Source organism: Pseudomonas cichorii, from assembly GCF_015471405.1.
GTDB classification, from domain to species: Bacteria; Pseudomonadota; Gammaproteobacteria; order Pseudomonadales; family Pseudomonadaceae; genus Aquipseudomonas; species Aquipseudomonas serbiensis.
Map to the genome: position 1 here is coordinate 48,264 of NZ_BLVZ01000017.1, position 24,034 is coordinate 72,297.

General features: G+C 57.0%; 22 protein-coding genes. 11 read left to right on the forward strand and 11 right to left on the reverse strand.

Features of this window, described 5'->3' with window-relative positions:
* Positions 1-88: 88 nt before the first annotated feature.
* From JL015_RS23350 to JL015_RS23365, 4 genes are all read right to left on the reverse strand, one after another.
* The gene (locus tag JL015_RS23350; RefSeq protein WP_374063466.1) at positions 89-1,711 is read right to left on the reverse strand and encodes an ABC transporter substrate-binding protein; all 1,623 of its coding nucleotides are present in this window, start codon (positions 1,709-1,711) and stop codon (positions 89-91) included.
* 263 nt (positions 1,712-1,974) lie between these two features.
* Positions 1,975-3,576: an ABC transporter substrate-binding protein gene (locus JL015_RS23355; protein ID WP_201020120.1), complete on the reverse strand. Its 1,602-nt coding sequence runs from the start codon at positions 3,574-3,576 to the stop codon at positions 1,975-1,977.
* Positions 3,577-3,672: 96 nt separating this feature from the next.
* Complete coding sequence (locus JL015_RS23360; protein ID WP_201020121.1) at positions 3,673-5,226, reverse strand: HET-C-related protein; 1,554 nt, start codon at positions 5,224-5,226, stop codon at positions 3,673-3,675.
* Between the two features lie 168 nt (positions 5,227-5,394).
* On the reverse strand, positions 5,395-6,108 hold the full coding sequence (locus JL015_RS23365) for an SIMPL domain-containing protein (RefSeq protein ID WP_201020122.1): 714 nt from the start codon (positions 6,106-6,108) through the stop codon (positions 5,395-5,397).
* A 186-nt stretch (positions 6,109-6,294) separates the two neighbouring features.
* Here JL015_RS23365 and JL015_RS23370 point away from each other — a divergent pair, with 186 nt between their 5' ends.
* From JL015_RS23370 to garD, 7 genes are all read left to right on the forward strand, one after another.
* Positions 6,295-7,554, forward strand: a complete 1,260-nt coding sequence (locus JL015_RS23370) for an ATP-binding protein (RefSeq protein WP_201020123.1) — start codon at positions 6,295-6,297, stop codon at positions 7,552-7,554.
* Entirely contained in the window at positions 7,551-8,114 is a 564-nt protein-coding gene (locus tag JL015_RS23375; protein WP_025258431.1) for a response regulator transcription factor, read from the forward strand. Before JL015_RS23370 ends, JL015_RS23375 begins: the two co-directional genes overlap by 4 nt.
* Before the next feature lie 90 nt (positions 8,115-8,204).
* The gene (locus JL015_RS23380; RefSeq protein ID WP_201020124.1) at positions 8,205-9,932 is read left to right on the forward strand and encodes an ABC transporter ATP-binding protein/permease; all 1,728 of its coding nucleotides are present in this window, start codon (positions 8,205-8,207) and stop codon (positions 9,930-9,932) included.
* A 98-nt stretch (positions 9,933-10,030) separates the two neighbouring features.
* Entirely contained in the window at positions 10,031-10,780 is a 750-nt protein-coding gene (locus tag JL015_RS23385; RefSeq protein ID WP_201005606.1) for a FadR/GntR family transcriptional regulator, read from the forward strand.
* 284 nt (positions 10,781-11,064) lie between these two features.
* Positions 11,065-11,976 carry a 5-dehydro-4-deoxyglucarate dehydratase gene (kdgD, locus tag JL015_RS23390; RefSeq protein WP_201005605.1) on the forward strand — a complete coding sequence of 304 codons (912 nt, stop codon included), beginning with the start codon at positions 11,065-11,067 and terminating at the stop codon, positions 11,974-11,976.
* A gap of 167 nt (positions 11,977-12,143) precedes the next feature.
* Positions 12,144-13,523, forward strand: a complete 1,380-nt coding sequence (locus JL015_RS23395) for an MFS transporter (protein ID WP_201005604.1) — start codon at positions 12,144-12,146, stop codon at positions 13,521-13,523.
* A 10-nt stretch (positions 13,524-13,533) separates the two neighbouring features.
* Positions 13,534-15,087 carry a galactarate dehydratase gene (gene garD / locus JL015_RS23400; protein WP_201020125.1) on the forward strand — a complete coding sequence of 518 codons (1,554 nt, stop codon included), beginning with the start codon at positions 13,534-13,536 and terminating at the stop codon, positions 15,085-15,087.
* Positions 15,088-15,234: 147 nt separating this feature from the next.
* On the opposite strand, the gene JL015_RS23405 is transcribed toward garD, so the two are convergent.
* A complete protein-coding gene (locus JL015_RS23405; RefSeq protein ID WP_201020126.1) occupies positions 15,235-15,861 on the reverse strand; it encodes a Yip1 family protein in 627 nt (208 codons plus the stop codon).
* A gap of 222 nt (positions 15,862-16,083) precedes the next feature.
* Here JL015_RS23405 and JL015_RS23410 point away from each other — a divergent pair, with 222 nt between their 5' ends.
* Together JL015_RS23410 and JL015_RS23415 are read left to right on the forward strand one after the other, a co-directional pair.
* Positions 16,084-16,323 (forward strand): PLDc N-terminal domain-containing protein, encoded by a 240-nt coding sequence (locus JL015_RS23410; RefSeq protein WP_201020127.1) that lies wholly within the window; start codon positions 16,084-16,086, stop codon positions 16,321-16,323.
* 127 nt (positions 16,324-16,450) lie between these two features.
* Positions 16,451-16,651, forward strand: a complete 201-nt coding sequence (locus JL015_RS23415) for a hypothetical protein (protein WP_201020191.1) — start codon at positions 16,451-16,453, stop codon at positions 16,649-16,651.
* 247 nt (positions 16,652-16,898) lie between these two features.
* Here the strand turns inward: JL015_RS23415 and JL015_RS27790 are convergent, their stop codons facing one another.
* Entirely contained in the window at positions 16,899-17,090 is a 192-nt protein-coding gene (locus JL015_RS27790) for a hypothetical protein (RefSeq protein ID WP_236124259.1), read from the reverse strand.
* Between the two features lie 243 nt (positions 17,091-17,333).
* On the opposite strand from JL015_RS27790, the gene cysC reads away from it, so the two are divergent.
* A complete protein-coding gene (gene cysC / locus JL015_RS23420) occupies positions 17,334-17,942 on the forward strand; it encodes an adenylyl-sulfate kinase (RefSeq protein WP_201020128.1) in 609 nt (202 codons plus the stop codon).
* Here the strand turns inward: cysC and JL015_RS23425 are convergent.
* The 5 genes from JL015_RS23425 to JL015_RS23445 all read right to left on the reverse strand — a co-directional run bounded on the left by JL015_RS23425 (position 17,926) and on the right by JL015_RS23445 (position 22,932).
* A complete protein-coding gene (locus JL015_RS23425) occupies positions 17,926-18,711 on the reverse strand; it encodes a sulfite exporter TauE/SafE family protein (RefSeq protein ID WP_201020129.1) in 786 nt (261 codons plus the stop codon). The two genes, cysC and JL015_RS23425, sit on opposite strands and share 17 nt — an antisense overlap.
* Positions 18,712-18,812: 101 nt before the next feature.
* Complete coding sequence (locus JL015_RS23430) at positions 18,813-20,621, reverse strand: putative bifunctional diguanylate cyclase/phosphodiesterase (RefSeq protein WP_201020130.1); 1,809 nt, start codon at positions 20,619-20,621, stop codon at positions 18,813-18,815.
* A 219-nt stretch (positions 20,622-20,840) separates the two neighbouring features.
* Positions 20,841-21,515 (reverse strand): hypothetical protein, encoded by a 675-nt coding sequence (locus JL015_RS23435; protein ID WP_201020131.1) that lies wholly within the window; start codon positions 21,513-21,515, stop codon positions 20,841-20,843.
* Positions 21,516-21,593: 78 nt separating this feature from the next.
* Positions 21,594-22,097: a GAF domain-containing protein gene (locus tag JL015_RS23440; protein WP_201005589.1), complete on the reverse strand. Its 504-nt coding sequence runs from the start codon at positions 22,095-22,097 to the stop codon at positions 21,594-21,596.
* 190 nt (positions 22,098-22,287) lie between these two features.
* Positions 22,288-22,932, reverse strand: coding sequence for a hydrolase (locus JL015_RS23445; RefSeq protein ID WP_201005588.1), 645 nt, complete (start codon positions 22,930-22,932; stop codon positions 22,288-22,290).
* Positions 22,933-23,091: 159 nt separating this feature from the next.
* Here JL015_RS23445 and JL015_RS23450 point away from each other — a divergent pair, with 159 nt between their 5' ends.
* A complete protein-coding gene (locus JL015_RS23450; protein ID WP_201020132.1) occupies positions 23,092-23,976 on the forward strand; it encodes a LysR family transcriptional regulator in 885 nt (294 codons plus the stop codon).
* The last annotated feature ends 58 nt before the right edge of the window (positions 23,977-24,034 follow it).

The following is a 24,034-nucleotide window of genomic DNA, read 5'->3' on the forward strand; positions in this document are numbered from 1 at the left end:
TTAGCTGCAATTACGCTACTTGGCGAGTTTATTTTTCCACGCATATATTCAGCGCCTGCGCTGCAAGAGCAGTGCAGGCAAACTGCTATTACTTGACGCCGACTCCATAAAAGGAATTCAAGCCAAACGGGCTGATCTTGAAGTCCTCAACGGTATTGCGCATCGGTTGATAGACAGTCGAGTGCGCGATAGGCGTCATCGGCACAGCGTCCTTGAGCAGGTGTTGCGCCTGCTTGTACAACTCGGTGCGTTTGGCCTGGTCAGGTGTTGCCTTGGCCTGTTTGATAACTGCGTCGTAAGGCTGGTCGCACCACTTGGAGAAGTTGTTGCCATTGATGGCATCGCAGCCGAACAGCGTGCCCAGCCAGTTGTCCGGGTCACCGTTGTCACCGCTCCAGCCAATCAGCATGGCGCCGTTTTCACCACCTTTGGAGCGTTTGATGTACTCGCCCCACTCGTAGCTGACGATCCTGGCGTTGATGCCGATCTTCTTCCAGTCAGCCTGAAGCATCTCGGCCATCAACTTGGCATTGGGGTTGTAAGGACGCTGAACCGGCATGGCCCACAAGGTAATCTCGGTGCCTTCCTTGATGCCGGCTTCCTTGAGCAGGGCCTTGGCTTTCTCAGGGTCGTACTTCGTGTCCTTGATGGTGTCGTCATAAGACCATTGGGTCGGAGGCATGGCGTTGACGGCCAGTTGGCCCGCGCCCTGGTAAACCGAGTCGATGATCTGCTGCTTGTTGACGGACATGTCCAGTGCCTGACGGACCTTCAGTTGCGCCATCGGGTTTGGCGTGTCGCTGCCTTTGATCTTGTCCATCACGTTGTAAGCGATGTAACCCAGGTTGAAACCTGCCTGATCGGGCATCTTCAGGTTCTTGTCGGCCTTGAGCGTCTCAAGGTCGGCAGGCCGCGGATAGGCGGTAATCTGGCATTCATTCTTCTTGAGCTTCTGCATGCGCACCGATGGATCGGTGGTGATGGCGAAGATCAGGTTATCGATCTTGACGTCCTCGGGCTTCCAGTAATCCTTGTTACCGGTGTAACGGATATTGGAGTCTTTCTGATAGCTCTTGAATACGAACGGGCCTGTGCCGACAGGTTTGCTGTTGATATCCGCAGCCTTGCCTTCCTTGAGAAGCTGGTCGGCGTATTCGGCAGACTGGATCGAGGCAAAGGACATGGCCATGTTCTGGATGAACGCAGCATCAACCGTGTTGAGGACGAACTTCACGGTGTAGTCGTCGACTTTCTCAACCTTGGCGATGTTGCTGTCCATGCCCATGTCGGTGAAATACGGGAACTCGGTGGGAGCCGCTTTGCGGAACGGCTGGTCCTTGTCGATCATGCGGTTGAACGTGAACAGCACGTCATCGGCATTGAAGTCGCGGCTTGGCTTGAAGTACGGCGTGGTATGGAACTTGACGCCCTTGCGCAGATGGAAGGTGTAGGTCAGCACGTCCGCGGAAACGTCCCAACTGGTCGCCAGACCAGGCTCAACAGCAGTGCCACCGCGCTCGAACTGGGCCAGCCGGTTGAACATGGTTTCTGCCGATGCGTCGAAATCGGTACCGGTCGTGTATTGGGCCGGGTCGAAGCCCGCCGGGCTGCCTTCTGAGCAGAACACAAGGTTGGATGCCGCCTGGGCAAAGGGTGCGCTGGCGAGCAGGCTTGCGCCGACGATGAACGGAATGACTGCGTGTTTGAGCATGGAGGCCTCAGTTATTGTCATTTGGAGGGAACGACCTCGTGAGCCGATCCATCCGATACTTATGCAGGGGTCATACCCGAAGCAAGGTGCTGACGACAAAGAGGTGGCAAAAAGTGGAACGACCGTACATGAATGTCGCGTGAATGTAATTTCTGCGCAGTTGATCGTTTGCGCAAAGGAATTCTGCTGTTTATCGCACCATAAACGCGCAACCGGGCGTGTGAAATGCACCCGGTTGGCGTGTGATTGTTACCGGATCTGTATTACTTGCTCAGGCTGACACCATAGAAAGGCGTCAGGCCGAACGGGCTGATCTTGAAGTCCTGAACTTCCTGGCGCATGGGCTGGAAGACCTTGGAGTTGGCAATCGGCGTGATCGGTACCTGTGTCTTGAGCACTTGTTGAGCCTGTTGATACAGCTTGATGCGCTCATCGCGATTGGTGGTCACCTTGGCCTGTTGCACCAGCTTGTCGTAGGCCGGATCGCACCATTTGGCAAAGTTGCTGCCTTTGACCGCTGCGCAGCTGTACAGCACGCCGAGCCAGTTGTCCGGGTCACCGTTGTCGCCGGTCCAGCCGTAGATCATTACATCGTGCTCGCCTGCACGGGAGCGCTTCATGTACTCGCCCCATTCATAGGTAACGATGTTGGCCTTGATGCCGATCTTCTCCCAGTCGGACTGGATCATCTGTGCCGACATCCGCGCGTTGGGGTTGGAGGCGCGCTGCACCGTCATGGCCCACAGATTGATTTGCGTGCCCGGCGCGATCCCCGCTTCCTTGAGCAGTTGTCTGGCCTTGGCCGGATCGTGAGGTGCGTCCTTGATGGCTGGATCGAAGCTCCACTGACCTGGTGGCAGCGCGTTCTCGGCCAGTTGCCCGGCGCTCTGGTAGACGGCTTTGATGATGGCCGGTTTATCGATGGCCATGTCCAGCGCCTGACGAACCTTGAGTTGATCCAGCGGTGGATGGGTGACGTTATAGGCCAGGAAGCCGAGGTTGAAGCCAGGCTGGCTCAGAACCTTGATCTTCGGGTCCTTCTTGAATTCTTCGATGTCTTGCGGGCGAGGGTAGCCGCTGACCTGACATTCACCCGCCTTGAGCTTTTGCAGGCGCACGGCCGCATCGCTGTTGATCGAGAAGATCAGGTTATCGATCTTCACATCTTCAGGCTTCCAGTACTCCTTGTTGCCCACATAACGGATCTGCGAGTCTTTCTGATAGCGCTTGAACACGAAGGGACCAGTACCGATGGGCTTCTGGTTCAGTTCGTCGGCCTTGCCTTCCTTGAGCAACTTGTCGGCATATTCGGCGGACTGGATCGAGGCGAAACTCATGGCCAGGTTCTGCACGAATGCGGCATCGATATTGTTCAGATTGAACCTGACGGTGTGGGCATCGACCTTTTCGATGTTCTTGATGGTCGTGTTCAGGCCCATGTCGGTGAAGTAGGGCGATTCCGAGGGGTAGGCTTTGCGAAACGGCTGGTTGGGATCAAGCAGACGATTGAAGGTGAACAGCACATCGTCTGCATTGAACGCCCGGCCTGGCTTGAAGTAGTCGGTGGTGTGGAACTTCACGCCTTCGCGCAGGTGAAAGGTGTAGGTCAGGCCGTCGTCAGAGACTTCCCAGCGAGTCGCCAGCCCTGGCTCCACTTCTGTTCCACCGCGCTTGAACTGAGTCAGCCGGTTGAAAACCGTTTCGGCCGATGCGTCAAAGTCGGTACCGCTGGTGTACTGGCTAGGGTCGAAACCGGCCGGGCTGGCTTCGGAGCAGTACACCAGAGTGCTGGCGGCCTGTGCCAGCGGGGCGCAGGCCAGCAGCGCGGTAGTCAACAGCAGCGGTTTGAAGATCGTATGTCCCATGAAACCCCTCGCAAAGTGCGGCAATAACCGTTCTGAATATCAACGTGCAGATAGACAGCGGATAGTGCCGTATTTGCCGGGAATCGGACAACGCTCTTACTTGCCCGTGATTTTATTCCACAGGTCTGACAGCGAATTACTCTCGTAAAAGGTTTGCAGGAAACTGGAGCTTTCCCTGTTGAAGGTCAGCAGGGCTTTTTCTGTGCTGATTCGCAACTGCTCCTGGGTGCGGTCCAGATCGCTTTTGAGCGTTGCATGTTTTACCAGCCCAGGGTTCCTGTTTGCCCAGTCGCGAACCAGTGCGTCCTGCCAGTCGCTGTCCATCGGGTGTACGAAGAATTTCGCAGCCACTTGTGCAGGATGCTCTGCCACGCCCTTGTTGGACCATTGACCCAGTATCGTCTGGCCCACTTGCAGTACCGCTTTTTCCGCCAGGAGCGCAGCCAGAGAATGCAGCGGGTGCTCGGCATGGTCCTTGGCGAGCTGTGAGTGCGACGGGTTCGTAGAGCCGCTGGTGTTCGGGTCTTCACCCAGGACCGTCTGGAAGTCGTCGATGCTGTTGCCAAGCCAGGTAGTCAGGCCTTGTATGGCTGTGCCGATTGCATTGCTGACGATTCTTCCCGGTGCGCCAATGAATGCATAGAACCGTTCGACCTGTTCCGAGAAAGGCAGGCTGGCCCATTGGTCGCGGGTGGTCAGGAATGTTTCATAACTCTGCAACAGTTGGTCGTTCGGGTGTTCGCTGAGCAGGATCTGGATGATCTGGTCGCGTTCGTAACGTTCACCGGCCTTGATGGCTTCAAACGGTTTGTTCTCTGTCGAGAACAGGATCTTGCCGAGCGGTGCGGCAAGGCTGGCAATGATATCGCTGCCGCCAAACATGCCGGTTACCAGAGGCAGCCGATGCCGGCAGTCGGCTTCGGAGGTCCATGGCAGCACGCTCGTGTGGCCGAGCTTTATCAGGCTCAGCTCGACGAAGTTGGAGTGGGAGAAAAAGTCTTCGAGGATATGCAGACCCGAACCGAGCGCCCGCAGGCCATCGAAGGATTGCGGGCCTGCCTGTGTTGCCATATCCAGCTCGCTGCTCATGGTCTCTACAGAGCGCTGGATATAGCGTTTCATTGAAGTCTGGAAGTCGACCTGCAAGGCCGGGTCGTCGGGTTTTACCCAGTCCTCGAAGTCGGCGTCACGCTCTTTGGGGTTGGCCGGTTTCGGGTTGACGGCCCTGGGGTTGTCGATGTGTTCGCCGGGGCGGTAAACACCGAGCCTTTGCGGCGTCACTGTGAAGCTCGACCGGTCGAGCTGCATCAGATCGGTGAACTCCTTTACGGCCAGTACATCCACGATTCTGGTCAGGGCCTCGCGGGACAGCAGGTCCGGGAAGCTTTTGGGCATGGTGGTGGCGCGGACGATCTTCGGGTCGAGCAACTGCGAGTAATCGCGCAGCCAGTTGCCGAAGTAAATGGCCCGTATTTCATTCTTCGTGAAGCCAGCCGTTTCAAGGATTGCTTCTATCGAGCCGTGAGTGGCTCTGGTCTTTTCGCCCTGACCCGCTTCAAAACGGGCAGCAACGGGCAGAGGTTCGTAGACCTCACCGGTAGTGTTTTCAGTCTGCTGATAGTTGCCGGACGTGCTGGTGCCAGGATTCATCCTTGATTCCTTTATTGAAAGGTTATTGAAGTTACAGGTGAGTTTACGAGTTGTACGGGGAGGAAGAATCAGGCGAGGCGTTGAGTGTTGTAGGGCAAGTAGACAAGGGGTGTCGGGGTTTCGCGAATGAATTTGCTCAGTGGGAGCTAATTCATTCGCGAAGAAAGGTCAGGGAATCTGCACTTCGATCACGCCATCGGCCGCGACACTGACCTGACTGGTGCCTGCTTCGACATCTGGTGTCGGGGCTGCATCGGCGCGTTCGGCTTTCATCATCATGACCGGAGCTCGCAGGTACGGCTGTGGATAACCTGAAGTATTGAGGTTCAGGCTGACCAGCTTGTAGCCCGTGCCACCCAGCGCCTCGGTGACCAGTTGGGCGCGGGCCTTGAATGCGGTAACGGCATCCTTGAGCAGGGCATCTTCACTGGCCTTGCGGGTTGGTGTCGAGATGGAGAAGTCCATGCCGCCCATTTTCAGGTCGGTCAGCAATTCGCCCGTCAGCCTGGACAGTGCGGCGAAGTCGGCACTTTCCAGGCGCAGTTCGGCACGCTCGCGCCAGCCGGTGATCGACTGGCCTTTCTCGTCATAGATGGGGTAACTGTTGCGGCTGCCCTGGCGGATTGTCACGTCCTTGACCTGACGCGCCTGACCCAGCGCCTTGTTCAGGGTTTCGGTGATCTGCGCGGCGAGCTTGGCCGGGTCGCTGTTCTGGGCTTCGGTGTAGAGCGTGACGAGCATCAGGTCGCGCTGGACCTCTTGATTGACCTCGGCGCGCAATGAAATCTGGTTGTAGCGGGGTTCCTCGGCAATGGCCTGGGCACAGGCCAGGATCGTGATCCCCAATGTGATGACCAGGGCGACAGGGCGAAGATTGAACATGGGTAACTCCTTGTTATAAAAGCGTCATCCGGCGGTTGTCGGACTGATGCAAATCCATATGACTGTAGCCAACAGTTCCGGTTCCGGACAGTCCACCTCTGTGGCGCTTTGACGCACTTTTCCAGTTTTGCCTCCCGCTTGGTTATACTCGCTTCGATCCGCCTGGAGCGCTCATCAGGAGAGCTCATGCTCGCCCCCGTTCAAATGCTTTCAGCCTCGCGCCAGAACCTGTGGCGCCTGACCTTCATTCGCACCCTTGTGCTGGCTGCGCAGGCAGGCTCGGTCGGGATTGCCTGGCTGTTCAATGTGCTGCCGCTGCCCTGGTTGCCGCTGTCGATTACTCTCGGCTGCTCGGTGGCGCTTTGCGTACTGACGGCCATTCGGTTGCGTACATCGTGGCCGGTGACTGAGCTGGAATATGCGCTGCAACTGGCGCTGGACCTGATTATCCACAGCGCCCTGCTGTATTTCTCCGGCGGCTCGACCAACCCGTTCGTCTCTTATTACCTGGTGCCGCTGACCATTGCCGCCGTGACCTTGCCATGGCGCTATTCCCTGATCCTGTCCGGCATCGCACTGACGCTCTATACGCTCCTGCTGTACAGGTCCTATCCGCTGGAAACCTACCCGATCTCCAGAGAAAACATGCAGATCTATGGCATGTGGCTCAGCTTTGCCCTGGCGGCCTCGGTGATTACGTTCTTTGCGGCGAAGATGGCTGAAGAGCTGCGTCGTCAGGAACAGTTGCGCGCGGTGCGCCGCGAGGAAGGCCTGCGTGACGAGCAATTGCTGGCAGTCGCGACTCAGGCCGCAGGCGCGGCCCATGAACTGGGTACGCCTCTGGCGACCATGAGCGTGTTGCTCAAGGAGATGCGTCAGGATCACAGTAATCCTGAGTTGCAGGACGATCTGTCGGTCCTTCAGGAGCAGGTCAAGCAATGCAAGCATACGCTTCAGCAACTGGTGCGTGCCGCCGAGGCCAACCGGCGTATGGCAGTGGAATACAAGACGGTGATTCAGTGGATGGATGAGTCGCTGAACCGCTGGCACTTGATGCGTCCTGAAGTCAGTTATCGTTTTTTCCAGCTGGGCAAGGACAACGTGCCAGTGCTGGCACCGCCGCCTGACCTGACCCAGGCGCTGCTCAACCTCTTGAACAATGCCGCCGATGCCTGCCCCGACGGGCTGGAAGTCAACCTGAACTGGGACAGCGCGGAAATCTGCATCAATATTCGTGACCACGGCCCGGGTGTGCCGCTGGCCATTGCCGAGCAGATCGGCAAACCATTCTTTACCACCAAGGGCAAAGGCTTTGGCCTGGGCCTGTTTTTGAGCAAGGCCAGCGTCACCCGCGCCGGGGGCTCGGTAAAACTCTACCGTCATGAAGAGGGCGGCACGCTCACCGAGCTGCGTTTGCCTCGTGACACTCAAGGAGATGAAGCATGAGTGATGATGACATCCAGGTTGAAGGCGAAGAGCTTCCGCATTTGCTGTTGGTCGACGACGACGCAACCTTTACCCGTGTAATGGCGCGGGCCATGAGCCGCCGCGGATTCCGGGTCAGCACCGCAGGTTCTGCCGAAGAAGGGCTGGTGATTGCCCAGAACGATATCCCTGAATACGCCGCGCTTGATCTGAAAATGGACGGCGACTCGGGCTTGGTGCTGCTGCCCAAGCTGCTGGAGCTGGACCCGGAAATGCGCGTGGTGATTCTCACCGGCTATTCGAGCATCGCGACTGCGGTCGAGGCGATCAAGCGTGGCGCCTGCAATTACCTGTGCAAGCCGGCCGATGCCGACGACGTGCTGGCGGCCCTGCTGTCTGAACATGCCAACCTGGACACCCTGGTTCCAGAAAACCCCATGTCGGTGGACCGTCTGCAGTGGGAGCACATCCAGCGTGTGCTGACCGAGCATGAAGGCAATATCTCGGCAACGGCCCGTGCGCTGGGCATGCATCGCCGCACCTTGCAGCGCAAATTGCAGAAGCGCCCCGTGCGCCGTTGATGAAGTTTTATTCATGAGGTCAGAGGGCGTTTTTGCTTCATTGTGATCGGGCATTGTTCTTCTTTCAGATAGAGAAGCCGGGCCTGAATCATGAATCGCAACCCTGAAGTCAACGACGCCCCGCGTGGCACGTTCCTCCCCAGAGTCTGGAAGCTGATCACGCCGTACTGGCGTAGCGAAGAAAAGGGCATGGCCTGGTTGCTGCTGGCTGCGGTTATTGCCCTGTCGCTGTTCAGTGTTGAAATTTCGGTCCAGATCAACAGCTGGTACCGGGATTTCTACAACGCGCTGGAAAAGAAAGACCTGGCGTCTTTCACCCATCTGATTCTGTATTTCTGTGGCATCGCTGCCGTGGCGATTCTGGGGGCGGTCTATCGTCTCTACCTGACGCAGATGCTCACCATTCGCTGGCGCCGCTGGCTGACCGAGCAGCATTTCGCCAAGTGGCTCAGCCACAAGAATTACTACCAGCTGGAGCAGGCCGGTCATACGGATAACCCTGACCAGCGTCTGTCCGAAGACCTCGATCAGTTCACGACCCGAACCCTGTCACTGGGTATCGGGCTGCTGAGTACGGTGGTCAGTCTGGTGTCGTTCTCAGTCATTCTGTGGGGCGTATCGGGCAGCATCGAAGTGTTGGGCGTCACGATTCCCGGCTACATGTTCTGGGCTGCACTGGTGTATGCCGTGGTCGGTAGCTGGTTGACGCACTTGATCGGGCGGCGGCTGATTGTCCTGAGCAATCAACAGGAGCGTTTTGAGGCCGATCTGCGTTTTGCCCTGGTGCGCGTACGGGAGAACGCCGAGAGCATTGCGCTGTGTGATGGCGAACCCAATGAGAAACAGCGTCTGGGCAGTCGCTTCGGGATGATCTGGAGCAACTTTCGCTCGATCATGAAGGTTCAGAAAGGCCTGACCTTTTTCACGGCCGGCTATTCGCAGATTGCGCTTATCTTCCCGTTCATTGTCGGCGCGCCCCGGTATTTTGCCGGGAAGATCGAGCTGGGCGACCTCATGCAGATCAACTCGGCCTTTGGCAGCGTGCAGGAAAACTTCAGTTGGTTCATCGAGGCCTATGCTTCGCTGGCCTCGTGGCGCGCTACCTGTGATCGCTTGCTCAGCTTCCGTCAGGGCATGGACGACAATGAGGCGCATCGCCCGGCCATTGCGCTCAGTCGTGACAGTGAAGTCTTGCAACTGAGCGCCCTGGGGTTGGGCCTGACCGGTGGTCGCGAACTGCTGCGCGATGCCAGCCTGTCCATCGCTGCTGGCGAGCGGGTCATGCTCAGTGGCCGCTCGGGGAGTGGTAAAAGCACATTGCTGCGGGCGTTGGGCGGTTTATGGCATCACGGGCAGGGGCAAATCCGCTTGCCGGACGAGCGTTATATGTTCCTGCCACAAAAGCCTTACCTGCCCATTGGTTCGTTGCGTGAGGCCTTGAGTTATCCACAGGTCCCCGAACAGTATCCGTCCCAGCGATTTGTCGAGGTATTGCGCACCTGCCGTCTGGAGCATCTGGTCGCAAGGCTGGATGAAAACAATCATTGGCAGCGCCTGTTGTCGCCCGGCGAGCAACAGCGTGTCGCCTTTGCCCGTGCTCTGCTGTTTGCGCCCAAGTGGCTGTATCTGGATGAAGCCACGTCGGCCATGGACGAAGAGGACGAAGCGACGTTGTATCAGGCGCTTATCGATGAGCAGCCTGACATGACCCTTCTCAGCATCGGGCACCGCAGCAGTCTCAAGCGTTTCCATGAACGATATTTACGGGTTGAAGGGGGAAAGTTGCTTGAGCAGCCGGCGCGGCAATACCTTGTCTAAATTCTGTCTGTCCCCGACCATTAGTTTTCAGGGTGTTATCGTATAACCGCTGAGCTATGATTGGTCTTTGTTTAACAGTGCCGAGATCGATGTTGGATATGGAAAAGCAAACCGCTGCGCCTCGCGCACGCAGAAAGCACCGCAGCCTTGCGCAGGAACTGGTGACTGAGCTGTCCGAGCGCATCAGCAGCGGGCAGCTCAAGCGCGGCGATAAATTACCGACCGAATCCGCCATCATGGAAGAGCAGGGCGTGAGTCGGACTGTGGTTCGCGAGGCCATTTCCCGCTTGCAGGCTTCCGGCCTGGTCGAGACGCGGCACGGTATCGGCACTTTTGTACTGGATATCCCGAGCCCCAGCGGTTTCCGGATCGATCCGGCCACCATCGTCACTCTGCGTGATGTGCTGGCGGTGCTGGAGTTGCGAATCAGCCTGGAAGTCGAGTCCGCCGGCCTGGCTGCGCAGCGTCGCAGCGATGAGCAACTGGCCGCCATGCGTGCAGCCCTCGATGCCCTGAACGAAAGTGCAGCCCATGCCAGCGATGCCGTGGCTTCGGACTTCCAGTTCCACCTGCAGATCGCGCTTTCCACCGGCAACCGTTACTTCACTGACATCATGACCCATCTGGGCACTAGCATCATTCCGCGCACACGCCTGAACTCGGCACGCCTGGCCCATGATGATCAGCAGCATTACATGAGTCGCCTGAGCCGCGAACACGAAGAAATCTACGAAGCCATCGCCCGCCAGGACTCCGACGCCGCCCGCGCCGCCATGCGCCTGCACCTCACCAACAGCCGCGAACGTCTGCGTCATGCGCATGAAGAGGCTGAGTCGCAGAGGGCGTAAAGGCAGGTTGCAAGCTGCATGCTTTAAGCTTCAAGTCAAAAGCTTGTAGCTTGTAGCTTGTAGCTTGTAGCTTGTAGCGTTCAGTGATCACATAACGCATCACTTCCCTCCAAAACTCCCCCAGCCCCGTCTTTAAAGGCCTGAAAGCCCTTTCATCGCTTTAGTTCCGAAAAACCTGCAAATCCCTGTTGAGACATTTTATTTTCAGTTGTACGATGACTTACGACATCGGATCTGCCCCCCGGTGATCCTCTAATAATTTTGTCCCACAGGGTGTTCGAATAATGAATCCACAAGAACTGAAGTCCATCCTCTCTTCCGGTCTGCTGTCTTTCCCGGTTACCGATTTCAATGCTCAGGGCGATTTCAACCGCGCTGGCTATATCAAACGCCTTGAGTGGCTGGCTCCTTACGGCGCAAGCGCGCTGTTCGCCGCCGGTGGTACTGGTGAGTTCTTCTCCCTGGCTGCCAGCGAATACTCGGAAATCATCAAGACTGCCGTCGACACCTGCGAAACCAGCGTGCCAATCCTGGCCGGTGTCGGTGGCCCGACTCGTCAAGCCATCGAATACGCTCAAGAAGCCGAGCGTCTGGGTGCCAAAGGTCTGTTGCTGCTGCCGCACTACCTGACTGAAGCCAGCCAGGACGGCGTTGCCGCTCACGTTGAAGCGGTCTGCAAATCGGTCAAGATCGGCGTTGTCGTCTACAACCGCAACGTATGCCGCCTGACCGCTCCGTTGCTGGAAAAACTGGCCGAGCGCAACCCGAACCTGATCGGCTACAAGGATGGCCTGGGTGATATCGAGCTGATGGTTTCGATCCGCCGTCGTCTGGGCGACCGCTTCTCGTACCTGGGTGGTCTGCCGACCGCTGAAGTCTATGCCGCTGCCTACAAGGCGCTGGGCGTGCCGGTTTATTCCTCGGCCGTATTCAACTTCGTGCCGAAACTGGCGATGGACTTCTACCACGCTATCGCTCGTGACGATCACGCAGCTGTCGGCAAGTACATCGACGATTTCTTCCTGCCATACCTGGATATCCGTAACCGTAAAGCCGGTTATGCCGTGAGCATCGTCAAGGCGGGCGCAAAAATCGCTGGCTACGATGCAGGTCCGGTCCGCGCACCGCTGACTGACCTGACTGGCGAAGAAGTCGAACTGCTGGCTGCGCTGATGGATAAACAAGGCAAGCAGTAACACCGCTACAGGCAAAGCCGCTGAGTGATCAGCGGTTTTGTCGTTAGACCGCAAGACCATGCAGGTAAAAGTTGTCGTCGCCGCTGACACTTTTAAGGGGCCTGCAGAGCTGGACCCAAAAAAATGTATTACCCGCGTAAAAAAATAATGAGTGGGAGTTCAAAAACATGCAAAAGTCCAAGCCGACTCACGTCCGCTATTTGATCCTGTTGATGCTGTTCCTTGTCACCACGATCAACTATGCCGACCGAGCCACCATCGCGATTGCCGGTTCAAGCATTCAGAAAGACCTCGGCATCAGTGCCGTAACCCTTGGCTACATCTTCTCTGCATTCGGCTGGGCCTATGTGGCCGGTCAGATTCCTGGCGGCTGGCTACTCGACCGTTTCGGCTCGAAGAAAGTCTATGCCCTGAGCATTTTCACCTGGTCCCTGTTCACCCTGCTGCAAGGCTATGTGGGTGAGTTCGGTGTCTCCACTGCCATCGTCGCGCTGTTCATGCTGCGCTTCCTGGTGGGCCTGGCTGAAGCGCCATCCTTTCCGGGTAACGCACGTATCGTGGCCTCCTGGTTCCCGACTGCCGAACGCGGCACTGCCTCGGCGATCTTCAACTCCGCGCAATACTTCGCCACGGTACTGTTCGCTCCGCTCATGGGCTGGATCGTCTACACCTTTGGCTGGGAGCATGTGTTCATCGTCATGGGTGCCGGTGGCATCGTGTTCTCGCTGCTGTGGATGAAAGTCATCTATAGCCCGCGTAACCACCCTCTGATCAATGAAGCCGAGATCGAGCATATCGCCAGCAACGGTGGCATGGTCGACCTGGATACTCAGGACAAGAGCAAGGACAAGAAAGGCGGCGGACCGCGCTGGGATTACATTCGCCAGTTGCTGACCAACCGCATGATGCTCGGTATCTATCTGAGCCAGTACTGCATCAACGGTATCACTTACTTCTTCCTGACCTGGTTCCCGGTGTATCTGGTTCAGGAACGCGGCATGACCATCCTCAAGGCGGGTTTCATTGCGTCCTTGCCGGCCATTTGCGGCTTCATCGGCGGCGTGCTTGGTGGTGTCATTTCCGACTACCTGCTGCGCAAAGGCCACTCGCTGACCTTCGCCCGCAAGGCACCGATCATCTGTGGCCTGCTGCTGTCGACGTCCATCGTCACCTGTAACTATGTCGATGTTGAATGGGTCGTCGTAGGCTTCATGGCGCTGGCGTTCTTCGGTAAGGGTGTGGGGGCGCTGGGCTGGGCTGTCATGTCCGATGTCTCGCCTAAACAGATCGCCGGTTTGAGCGGTGGCCTGTTCAACACTTTCGGTAATATTGCTTCGATCACTACCCCGATCGTGATTGGTTACATCATCAGCTCTACAGGTTCCTTCAAGTGGGCACTGGTGTTCGTCGGCGCGAATGCGCTGTTGGCAGTAATCAGCTACATCTTCATCGTGGGTGAGATCAAGCGCGTGGAATTGAAAGAGCCGCCAGCCAAGGGGCCTTTGCTGAACGACCAAGTCAGCGACCTTTCCCAAGTCAAACCTTGAGGTAACCGTGATGAACCTGATTCAACATGCCGATTCTCCACGGTATATCCGGCTGCATCCGCTGGATAACGTGGTGGTAGTGGTCAACGACCAGGGCGTTCCAGCCGGAACCGAGTTCGACAATGGGCTGGTGACTGTCGATAACGTACCGCAGAGCCACAAGGTCAGTACTGTGGATCTGGCCGAAGGGGAGACCGTGATTCGTTACGGCCACACCATTGGCTATGCATTGCAGCCTATCCCTCGTGGCAGTTGGGTCAGGGAAGACCAGTTGCGCATGCCTTCTGCGCCTGCGCTGGACAGTCTGCCGATGTCCGATGCGGTGCCGGAAAAAGAGGCTCCGCTGGAGGGGTACACGTTCGAGGGCTACCGTAACGCCGACGGCACCGTGGGCACACGCAACATCCTGGGCATCACCACCACCGTCCAGTGTGTAACGGGTGTCCTCGACTTTGCGGTCAAGCGTATCCGTGAGGAACTCTTGCCTCGTTATCCCAACGTCGATGACGTGGTGGCCCTGACCCATAGCTACGGCTGTGGCGTGGCCATCACGGCGACTGACGCTTACATTCCGATCCGCACCGTTCGTAACCTGGCCCGTAACCCGAACCTGGGTGGCGAGGCGCTGGTCATCAGCCTGGGCTGCGAGAAGTTGCAGGCCGGGCAGGTCATGCATGAAGACGACAGCTCCGTGGATCTCAGTGAGCCATGGCTGTACCGGCTTCAGGATTCCAGCCATGGCTTCAATGAAATGGTCGAACAGATCATGGAACTGGCTGAAGTCCGCTTGAAAAAACTGGACCAGCGTCGTCGCGAAACCGTACCGGCTTCGGAGCTGATCCTCGGCATGCAGTGCGGCGGCAGTGATGCGTTTTCCGGCATCACGGCCAACCCGGCGCTGGGTTACGCCTCGGACCTGCTGTTGCGTGCAGGCGCGACGGTGATGTTCTCCGAAGTGACTGAGGTACGCGATGCCATCTATCTGCTGACTTCCCGCGCACAAGACGAGACCGTCGCGAAGGAACTGGTGCGTGAGATGGACTGGTACGACCGTTATCTGGCCAAGGGCGAAGCGGATCGCAGCGCCAACACCACGCCGGGCAACAAGAAGGGCGGGTTGTCGAACATTGTCGAGAAATCCCTGGGATCGATCGTCAAATCCGGCAACAGCGCCATCAACGGCGTGCTTGGCCCTGGCGAGCGGTTCAAGAGCAAAGGGCTGATTTTCTGCGCTACACCAGCCAGTGATTTCGTGTGCGGTACCTTGCAGCTGGCTGCCGGGATGAACCTGCATGTGTTCACGACGGGTCGTGGTACGCCGTATGGCCTGGCCATGAGCCCGGTGGTCAAGGTTTCGACCCGTACGGAACTGGCCCAGCGCTGGCCCGACCTGATCGATATCGACGCCGGACGCATTGCAACCGGTCGCGCGACCATCGAAGACCTGGGTTGGGAGCTGTTCCACTTCTATCTGGATGTGGCCAGCGGCAAGAAAAAGACCTGGACCGAGCATTACCGTCTGCACAACGACATCACGCTGTTCAACCCGGCACCGATTACCTGATATCGGTGCTGTGCCCTGTTGCAGCCAAGGACCCTCTGGAGGGGCCTTGGCCGCGATAGCGGTATTTCAGGAAAACCTGCCTCGTTGCTTGCAAGCTCCTATGGAGTCATGCCGATCAGTCAAGGCATGAATCACTTTGGAGGCTGCTCAATCCTCCACTTCGCCCAGCGCACTCCGCACATACTCCGGCGTCAGGCCGTTGTACCAAAGCAGGATCGTCGACACCAGAATCGTGACCAGCACCAGAAGCCCTATCGCCCAGATCGCTGCGGCATAGAGCGGTGCCTTGCCTTCGGGCAGGCGCATGAAGGTGGCTATGCCCATAAACAGCAGCATGGTCGAATATACCGAAGCAAGCCCCAGCACCAGAAGCGCCAGCCAGCGGCCTGGATACAGCCCTGCAAGGCCCGCAAGGAAAAAGGGTGTGGCGGTGTAGGTGGCGAAGCCAATGCACTGATTGAGCGTCGCTCGGGCTTCAAAGGTGCGAGACATCCAGCGGATAAAGCCTCCCATCAGTATCGTCCCGAGCAGAAATGCCACATACAGCAAGGCACACAGCTGCAATGCGCTCCTGGTGCCGAGTTTCACGTTTTCACCTTCCGCCAGACTCCAGCCGACCTGAGTGGTGCCTATGTACAGGCAAATGACCGGTATCAGCGCCAGCAGTATCAAATGGGGCAGGTAGTGCCGTGGCTCCTGCTCCTCCTCATCCCGAATGTTTCGCCAGGCGTCTCTGGGTTGGGTGAAAAGTTTGACGATCAATGGCGTGTTCATGGCGTATCCCTCGGCTCAGTGTCTGCCCGCAACTCTCCCTGTCTACTGCGGGCTCCCATCGGGTTTGATGGCGGCTGACTGAATGGTTTCACCCACCAGGACCGTCGGTTCCATGAACCCATTGAGTTTTCCTACTTCTCTGAACTTTCCGGCTTCTCGTGACCTCTTCTATTCAAGGGCGCCTGCTCGGCGGCCTCAGCTCAAACAGGTGGGAGGTTTCAAATGCCTTGGATATCTGAAAGTGGTTTGTGGTTTTTTACGGCTCTGGTCGCACTCATTGTGCTGGCCGATATATGGGCAGTCCTGCGGGTGCGTAAAAGCGAAACGACATCCAGCAACAAATTGTTGTGGATTATCGTGATTGTCGCTGTGCCGGTGATTGGTGTGCTGTTGTGGGTGCTTACAGGCCCAAGGCATATCTCAAAGCCCGCAAACCCGGCTCAAGAGGCCAGCAAGTACTGATGCCAGACTTCAGGAGCACTTCGTCGGGTACGTGATGCGGGTGGATAAAACGTGATTTTCTGCAATTCTTCTGCAATGCAGGGATGCTTATATCCTCGCCATCACGAACCCGTTATGGAGAAAACACATGTCGATAATTGCAAAGTGGGCGTTGCAGGTTGTTGCTTTGTTTCTGTTTGGCTGGATGGCGACCGTGGCAGCGCAATGGAGCAGCACGATAGTCAGCGGCACCGGGAGTGATCGTCTGGCGCAACTGAACGTGAACGGCTCGGTCAGCGGCAAGCCTGCTGTCGCGCAGGAAACAGTATTTGCCAGTCAGGGCCAATAAGGGTTTTCAAAGGTCGTGCGCTTTTCGACAGGCAAAAAAATGGCCCACAACGCGGTGGGCCAAATGGGATTCATCAAAGGAGTGATGTGAATGTACACAGCCAGAAGTGAAGAGGATGTGAAATGAATGTTGGCAAATCGAGAACGGGTCTCAGGGGCTCAATACCCGGAAAATAACTGGCTCAATGCAGTAAAAGCATGCCCCCCGGAGTTTATCCGTCAAGCACCGGAGGGCGGGTGATGGGGTGTCAGGTTGCAGTGGCTCGTTCCGTTGCCGCTCGTCGGGCAGAGCGTGGCAGGGGATGAGGCGCATCTATTCGGGATTTCATTCGCTCTGCGAACTCTTTGGCTTCCTGCCAACTCCGGCAGGTCACTGGGTAATCGTCCAGCTTCACAACCCAGTTGGCCCCGTAATTACCTTCTTCAATTCGGATAAGCATGGTACGCATCTCCATTTTGTAAGGTGAGCAGATGCCGAGTCACCGGCACGGAAAGTTGACGCACGAAATCCTGCACCCAAAATCCCGATTGGGCTACAACAAATTACGTATCCCGATGAGCGTGTTTCATCTCCCTTGATCGGGATCAACGAGCCGTTCGTTTGTTGATAACATCCAGCGACCCGCACGCCAGAATCGGATTCTGTACGGGCAGTATTAAAACCAAAGGGACAAGGTCCGATAATGGCCGATCAAAGCCAGCCGCATTTGCAGAATATCCATCGCCAGGCACTCAGCATCACCCGCCCGGACAGGGAGCGCCTCAATGGCCACGCTGGGCAGGTCATCTGGTTTACCGGCTTGTCGGGCTCCGGCAAGTCAACGATTGCCAATGCGCTGGAGCAGGCGCTGCATGCCGAAGGCAAGCGCACTTATGTGCTTGATGGCGACAATGTTCGCCAAGGGTTGAGCAAGGATCTGGGATTCAGCGACGCAGACCGGGTGGAAAACATACGCCGCGTTGCGGAAGTGGCACGCTTGATGATGGATGCTGGCGTCATCGTGATCACGGCATTTATCTCGCCCTTTCGCCGGGAGCGAGAAGTGGCCCGCCATGTGATCGGTGAGAGTGACTTCACAGAGATTTACATGAGCACACCCATCCAGGTGTGCGAAGAGCGAGACCCCAAGGGGCTGTATGAAAAGGCCCGGCGTGGCCTGATTCCGAATATGACGGGCATCGATAGTGTTTACGAAGCACCCGAAAGTGCCGCAGTCATTCTCGATACCTCTGAACTCTCCGTGCCAGAAGCCGTCAGCCGGGTTCTGGCTTCGATCAGAACGCCAGCTTGAAGCCGATCATCCCCAGCATGATGGCCAGAAAGGGCCGTAGCAGCTCATCGGATATACGCCCGGCCATGTGGCTGCCCAGATAAATGCCGGGCAACGAGCCCATCAGCAGCCAGCCCAGCAATTCCCAGTTCATATTGCCCATGCTTGCATGCCCAAGGCCTGCGACCAGCGTGAGCGGCACGGCATGGGCTATTTCCGTACCGACCAGGCGCCGGGTGGCCAGCAGTGGGTAAAGAATGAACAGAGCCACCGTACCCAGTGCGCCAGCGCCGATGGAGGTCAGGGCCACCATGGTGCCCAGGATCAGGCCCGTCACTACCGTCAGAGCGTTCAGGCTTGAGCCATTGAAGAACGAAAGCCCGTCGCCGCGACGGTGAGCAAAGGCCAGCAGTTTTTTCTTGAACAGCACCGCCAGCGCCGTCAATAGAAGGACGATGCCCAGTGCCTGCTTGATGATGGCGTTCAGCGCATCGGGGGCTGAGTCCAGCGTGCTCAGAAACCACAGGGTCAGCAACACCGCTGGCACGCTGCCCAGCGTCAACCAGCCTGTAATCTTCCAGTCGATGTTGTCGTTCTTTTTATGGACCAGTACGCCACCGGACTTGGTGATTGCGGCGTAAAGCAGATCGGTACCCACGGCGGTCGCCGGATTGATACCAAACCAGAGCAGGATAGGGGTCATCAATGAGCCGCCCCCAACACCCGTCATACCCACGATAAAACCAACCACCAGCCCTGCTACTACGAAACCCAGACCGCCGACATCCATATATGACCCTGTAAGACCTGTTGTCAGGTAAAAACTGGCGGGCAGCATAACGATTTATGTTCTGAGCGGTTATGAATATGTAATCTAAGGTTATAACCGTTTTACAGGTTTTGCGCTTCGGGTGTCGTTTCTGTTGCGTTTAGCATGGTTTGATTGGGTTGCAGCCAACTCAACAAGGTATCGGCCTCCATGGGCCGGGCAATCAGATAGCCTTGCCCTTCATCACAACCCCACTGCCTGACCAGCTTGCGGATGGCATCGGTTTCGATGCCTTCGGCCACTACGCAATACCCCAGTTTCTTGGCCAGCCCGATCAAGGCCTTGACCAGGCGCTGGTCCGCTTCTTCAACCGTCAGGTTGCGCACCAGTGACTGGTCCAGTTTGACGGTGGTCGCGGGCAACTGTCGCAGGTAGTTCCAGTTGCTGTAACCCGTGCCGAAGTCATCGATCGCAATGTGCATACCCAGTTCGCGCAAGCGTTCAAGCTGGCTGCGGACCTCTGTCGGGTTCTGCATCAATGCGCTTTCGGTGAATTCAAGCTCGAAGTGCGCAGGTGAGATGTCATGTTTTTTCAGCAGCCAGATCACCCGATCAGTGAACACCGGCCCTGTCAGGTCGTCGGGCGTCACGTTGATGGCGACCCGGATATCGAAACCTTTTTGCTGCCAGCTTGCGGCCTGCTCAATGGCTGTCTGCAATACCCAAAGGCTCAAGGGCCGCATGAGGGCGGTCTTTTCTGCCAGTGGAATGAATTCGGCAGGGCCGATTGGCCCCAGCGTCGGATGGACCCAGCGCAGTAACGCCTCGACGGATGTACAGGTGCCCGAAGCCAGATCGATGCGAGGCTGATAAACCAGCCTCAGTTGATCGTGAGCATGCACGGCGCTGGTCAGTGAGCCGAGCAACTGGAATGACCGCTGCTGAGTCGCATCCATGTGAGGCTCGTACAAGGCCCAGCCCGTACGGCGGGCGCGAGCATCGTCAGCGGCGCTGATGACCAGGCGCACCCAGTCCTGCTCCGTAGCCTGGCTATCCAGAGGCACAATGCCCAGGCCGACCTGCATCTGCACCGGAATGCCGTGGCATATCACGGGAGATTGAAGGTCTTCGATGATGGCGCGATAGATCGACTCATCCGGCATGTCGCCAGGTAATTGAAAGCCGAAGCGTGTCGGGCTGATCTTATACAGAGGGCAGCTTGACGGCAGCATGGCTTGCAGACGATTTCTCATCGCCACGACAAGATCCTGAGCAAAGCTGTAGCCCAGCGCCTTGACGATATCGTTGAGGAATTCGGGGGTAATCATGTCGACGGCCACCAGGCGCATCTCTTTACCGGTTTTCAGCGCCAGAAGAATGTCTTCTTCAAGGCGCAGACGGTTGTAGAGCCCGGTGGTCTGGTCGACGAAGCAACTCAAGCGCAAGTCGACGATACGCTTCATGACCAGCGCGGCCAGACGCTTGAGCATCCGCGCCTCGCGCTCGCTCATGGGCGCACGGGGAACCGTGTCGATGACGCAGAGTGTGCCCAGCGCGATACCGTCCTCGGTAATCAGAGGCGAGCCCGCGTAGTAGCGAATGCCCGGTTCCCCCGTGACGAGGCCGTTATCCTTGAAACGATCATCAAGTGTTGCGTCGACAACCTCCAGCGAGCCATCGCTGAGAATCGCGTAGGCGCAGAACGAGACGTCCCGTGGCGTTTCCTGAGCTTGCAGGCCAAACCGGGCGCGGAACCACTGTCGATGTTCGTCGACGATGGAAATCAACACGATGGGAGCCTGAAAGAACTCGGCGGTCATCGCCACGATTTCTTCAAAGACATCATCCACCGTGTTTTCGAGCACGCACAGTTCGGTAATACGTAGCAAACGTTGCGTTTCGTTCAGCGGAATAGGGGCGCCGGTGCTCATAGAACTCAAGAATCCACAGGTAGTGACTATTTGCCACTATGCGTGGCACTTTATCAGACAACCGCAGATGTTGTTTTGATCGCACGGCAAGAAGGTTTTCCGGCAAAAAAATATTTTTACCTCCAGAAGCCCTCCAGGACTTGCGGGCCGTGGCCTGCACCAGGAGGAAGGCCGTCGGCGTGAGCCTTACCGTTCGTCGACGAAATCGGGTGCTGGTCTTCAGTCCTTGAAAGGCTGATTCTTGTCCTGCGTAGCGACGTGAACCTCCTCCAGGACCAGTACCACTCCGGGGAAGTGGTTGATGTCATTACTCCATGACTCCTTGCCTGTTCCTGAAAAGGTGCAGGCATAGGAGATATTTTGCTGCTTATCGCCGTTGAACTCATTCTGACTGTGCAGCCATTGCTTGAGTTGTCCCAGCAAATCATCGCCCGTCATACCTTGAACCTGTGCTTTCGGCAAGAACGGCACGATAAAGGTCGCCGCGAAATGACGGCTGGCTTCTCCCTTGAGTGCCAGCGCATCCCTTCTCGCCAATACCATTGCCGCCTTCACTACATCCGGCCCGCCGACCAATTGCCAGGCATGTTTGGCCTCGAATGCAAAATCCTCGTGCTTGTTGCTGATGTAAAGATCGCAACGCCCGCGTCCATCTGTTTCGGGTTTATCTATGTCCGAGTTCGCAGGGCGATGTTTGCGCGTAGGATATTCTTCAAGCGCCACCCAACCGAGCGACCAGGCCGCACCGGCCAGCGTACTGACATTGGCGCGCTCGTTATGCCACCAGCAGTTATCGTTATCGAGCATGTCGACATAGCGTTTGACTGCCTTCAGCCATGCGTCCAGTAATTCCTGAATGAAAGGGCAGTTGCTCTTGCGTGAAGTCCACTCCATGGATTTTCTCATCAGTTGAAGGGCAGGTTTATCGCCCCGAGAGCCGCGACCGCATAAGCGCAAAACGAAAGCAGCGGATTAACAACTCATCTCGCTCTGGCTTTCCAGCAACTGTTCATGCGCATACAGCGTGCTGCCCAGCAACGTGCAGAAAACCTTCAAGGTATCGACAGTCTCTGGATTGCCAAGCTTGGCCGGCAATGGATCAAGCCCGCATAACGTGCCGAAGAACACGCCATTCGGAAAAATGATCGGCATGGAGAAATAACTCTGGAAACCGTAAAGCTTCGGCACGGGATGGTTGGCATACAGAGGGTCTGTAGCCACCTCGTCGATCAATACGGTATGGCGGCTGGCGCGTATTTCATTGCAGATGGTGGTTTCAATCTCAAGCTCGTGACCGGGCTCGACACCGAACTGGATTTCATCGCAGACCGCGCAGGCGGTCCAGTTGGTTTCCGTCACTTTGGCGATGGCAGCAAATCTTAAACCGGTCAGCCGCGTCACCAGCTTCAAAAGGCTGGATGTCGCTTCTATTTCACTGATTACGGCCAGTTCTGCAGCCGTCAATTTGCTGTTCAAAATGCTGTACTCCAAGGCAACGATGTGGTCGAGCCTGATGATCTTTAGTGTGCCGTTTCGGCTGGGATTGATCGTGACATATTTACTCAAAGGCTTCATGGCTTATTGAGGCCATGCGACAGACTGCCATGGCAAAAACGGCAAATGCCGGCGGGTCATCAAGACGCGCCGGCAGGGTTGCAATCGAGTATCAGGAAACGGTCCGTTGCGGTGCCTTGTGAACCATGGTGTAGGCATAGTCGACGCCCATGCCGTAAGCACCGCTGTGCTCCAGAACCAGCGCCATGACGGCGTCGTAAGTTTCCTTGTGTGCCCAGTCACGCTGGTACTCAAGCAGCACTTGTTGCCAGGTCACCGGAATCGCGCCAGCCTGAATCATGCGCTGTACCGACATGTCATGAGCTTCCTTGGTCGTGCCGCCCGAGGCATCGGTGACGATGTACACCTCGTAGCCTTCAGCCATGGCTTCCAGAGCCGGGAAGGTCAGGCAGACCTCGGTCCACAGTGCCGCGATGATCAGTTTCTTGCGACCGGTCGCCTTGACCGCTTCCACCAGTTTCTTGTCTTCCCAGGAGTTCATCGAAGTGCGCTCGATGGGCTGCTGATCGGGGAACACACCCAGCAACTCTGGCCAGATGTAACCGCTGAAGCTTTCGGTTTCTACCGACGTCAGGATGGTTGGCACGTTGAACAGCTTGGCGGCCTTGGCCAGGCCTACGGTGTTGTTCTTCAGTGTCTGGCGGTCGATCGATTGTACGCCGAAAGCCATTTGTGGCTGGTGGTCGATCAGGATCAGAGCAGAGTTGGTCGGGTTCAGCAGTTCGAGTTTAGACATGATGATTTCCTTTCAAGTTGATTAGTGCGAATCGTTAATGAGTTAGCCGCTTTGCCTGTCTAGCGTTTGCTTGCTGGCTTGGGAGTAAATTTACGGGCTAGCGGTTATCGAGACAATTCCCTAAAATCGAGACTCATTGTTTCCAAATAAGGGACGTTCATGGATCGTATCGACTGCATGCGTACATTCGTTGCCACAGTGAACGCCAATGGCTTTGCAGCAGCGGCTCGTGTGCTGGATGTACCTCGCTCGAAAGTCAGCAAGCAGATCCAGGCTCTGGAAGAAAACCTGGGCGTGCAATTGCTGTTGCGGACGACGCGCAGCCTGCACCTGACCGAGGCGGGGGCCGAGTACTACGATGCCTGTCGTGAAGTGCTGGCGTCGCTGGATGAAGCCGAGCAGCGGGCGCGCAGTGGGCTGGGGGAAGTGCAGGGTGTACTGCGGGTCAACGCGCCCATGTCATTCGGGCTGTGCCGGCTGGGCCCATTGATTCCCAAATTCCATGAGCAACATCCCAAGGTGGAGTTGCAACTGGTGTTCAGCGACCAGCAGGTTGACCCGGTCAAGGGCGGCTTCGATGTGACCATCCGCATCGCCAGCCTCGCGGACTCTTCCATGGTCGCCCGCCATCTCGCCCCGGCGCCCCGCATGCTGGTGGCTTCACCCGCTTATCTGGCTCGTGAAGGAACCCCGCAAGTCCCCCGCGATCTGGCGGCGCATCAATGCCTGAACTATGGCTACCTGCAAAGCGGCGTCAGCCTGCAACTGAGCAATGGCAAGGAAACCCAGAAAGTCCATGTCACCGGCCCGCTGCATGCCAACAACGGCGACCTGTTGGCACAAGCGGCAGAAGCCGGCATGGGCATTGCCCTGCTTCCGACCTTCATTGTCGAAAAAGCCGTGGAGCAAGGACGACTGATCCCCGTGATGTGCGACTGGCAGGCCCCGCCGATCTCAATCAATGCGGTGTATCCGTCCGCCCGACGTGTGCCATTGAAGACACGGGCGTTCCTGGATTTTCTGGTGCATGAGTTGAGCGATTGAGTTCGCCCAGAGCAGATGCAAGAGACGGTGCAACACGTCGTTTTATTGAATCGACTTA

Excerpts from the sequence above, each read along its gene's own strand:
- cysC (WP_201020128.1), top strand. The coding sequence starts at position 17,334 with ATGGCCGATCAAAGCCAGCCGCATTTGCAGAATATCCATCGCCAGGCA.
- JL015_RS23370 (WP_201020123.1), top strand. The coding sequence starts at position 6,295 with ATGCTCGCCCCCGTTCAAATGCTTTCAGCCTCGCGCCAGAACCTGTGG.
- JL015_RS23445 (WP_201005588.1), bottom strand. The coding sequence starts at position 22,932 with ATGTCTAAACTCGAACTGCTGAACCCGACCAACTCTGCTCTGATCCTG.
- JL015_RS23430 (WP_201020130.1), bottom strand. The coding sequence starts at position 20,621 with ATGAGCACCGGCGCCCCTATTCCGCTGAACGAAACGCAACGTTTGCTA.
- JL015_RS27790 (WP_236124259.1), bottom strand. The coding sequence starts at position 17,090 with ATGCTTATCCGAATTGAAGAAGGTAATTACGGGGCCAACTGGGTTGTG.
- JL015_RS23350 (WP_374063466.1), bottom strand. The coding sequence starts at position 1,711 with ATGCTCAAACACGCAGTCATTCCGTTCATCGTCGGCGCAAGCCTGCTC.
- JL015_RS23450 (WP_201020132.1), top strand. The coding sequence starts at position 23,092 with ATGGATCGTATCGACTGCATGCGTACATTCGTTGCCACAGTGAACGCC.
- JL015_RS23380 (WP_201020124.1), top strand. The coding sequence starts at position 8,205 with ATGAATCGCAACCCTGAAGTCAACGACGCCCCGCGTGGCACGTTCCTC.
- JL015_RS23365 (WP_201020122.1), bottom strand. The coding sequence starts at position 6,108 with ATGTTCAATCTTCGCCCTGTCGCCCTGGTCATCACATTGGGGATCACG.
- JL015_RS23415 (WP_201020191.1), top strand. The coding sequence starts at position 16,451 with ATGTCGATAATTGCAAAGTGGGCGTTGCAGGTTGTTGCTTTGTTTCTG.
- JL015_RS23385 (WP_201005606.1), top strand. The coding sequence starts at position 10,031 with ATGGAAAAGCAAACCGCTGCGCCTCGCGCACGCAGAAAGCACCGCAGC.
- garD (WP_201020125.1), top strand. The coding sequence starts at position 13,534 with ATGAACCTGATTCAACATGCCGATTCTCCACGGTATATCCGGCTGCAT.
- JL015_RS23375 (WP_025258431.1), top strand. The coding sequence starts at position 7,551 with ATGAGTGATGATGACATCCAGGTTGAAGGCGAAGAGCTTCCGCATTTG.
- JL015_RS23435 (WP_201020131.1), bottom strand. The coding sequence starts at position 21,515 with ATGGAGTGGACTTCACGCAAGAGCAACTGCCCTTTCATTCAGGAATTA.
- JL015_RS23410 (WP_201020127.1), top strand. The coding sequence starts at position 16,084 with ATGCCTTGGATATCTGAAAGTGGTTTGTGGTTTTTTACGGCTCTGGTC.
- JL015_RS23395 (WP_201005604.1), top strand. The coding sequence starts at position 12,144 with ATGCAAAAGTCCAAGCCGACTCACGTCCGCTATTTGATCCTGTTGATG.
- JL015_RS23360 (WP_201020121.1), bottom strand. The coding sequence starts at position 5,226 with ATGAATCCTGGCACCAGCACGTCCGGCAACTATCAGCAGACTGAAAAC.
- JL015_RS23355 (WP_201020120.1), bottom strand. The coding sequence starts at position 3,576 with ATGGGACATACGATCTTCAAACCGCTGCTGTTGACTACCGCGCTGCTG.
- JL015_RS23425 (WP_201020129.1), bottom strand. The coding sequence starts at position 18,711 with ATGGATGTCGGCGGTCTGGGTTTCGTAGTAGCAGGGCTGGTGGTTGGT.
- JL015_RS23405 (WP_201020126.1), bottom strand. The coding sequence starts at position 15,861 with ATGAACACGCCATTGATCGTCAAACTTTTCACCCAACCCAGAGACGCC.
- kdgD (WP_201005605.1), top strand. The coding sequence starts at position 11,065 with ATGAATCCACAAGAACTGAAGTCCATCCTCTCTTCCGGTCTGCTGTCT.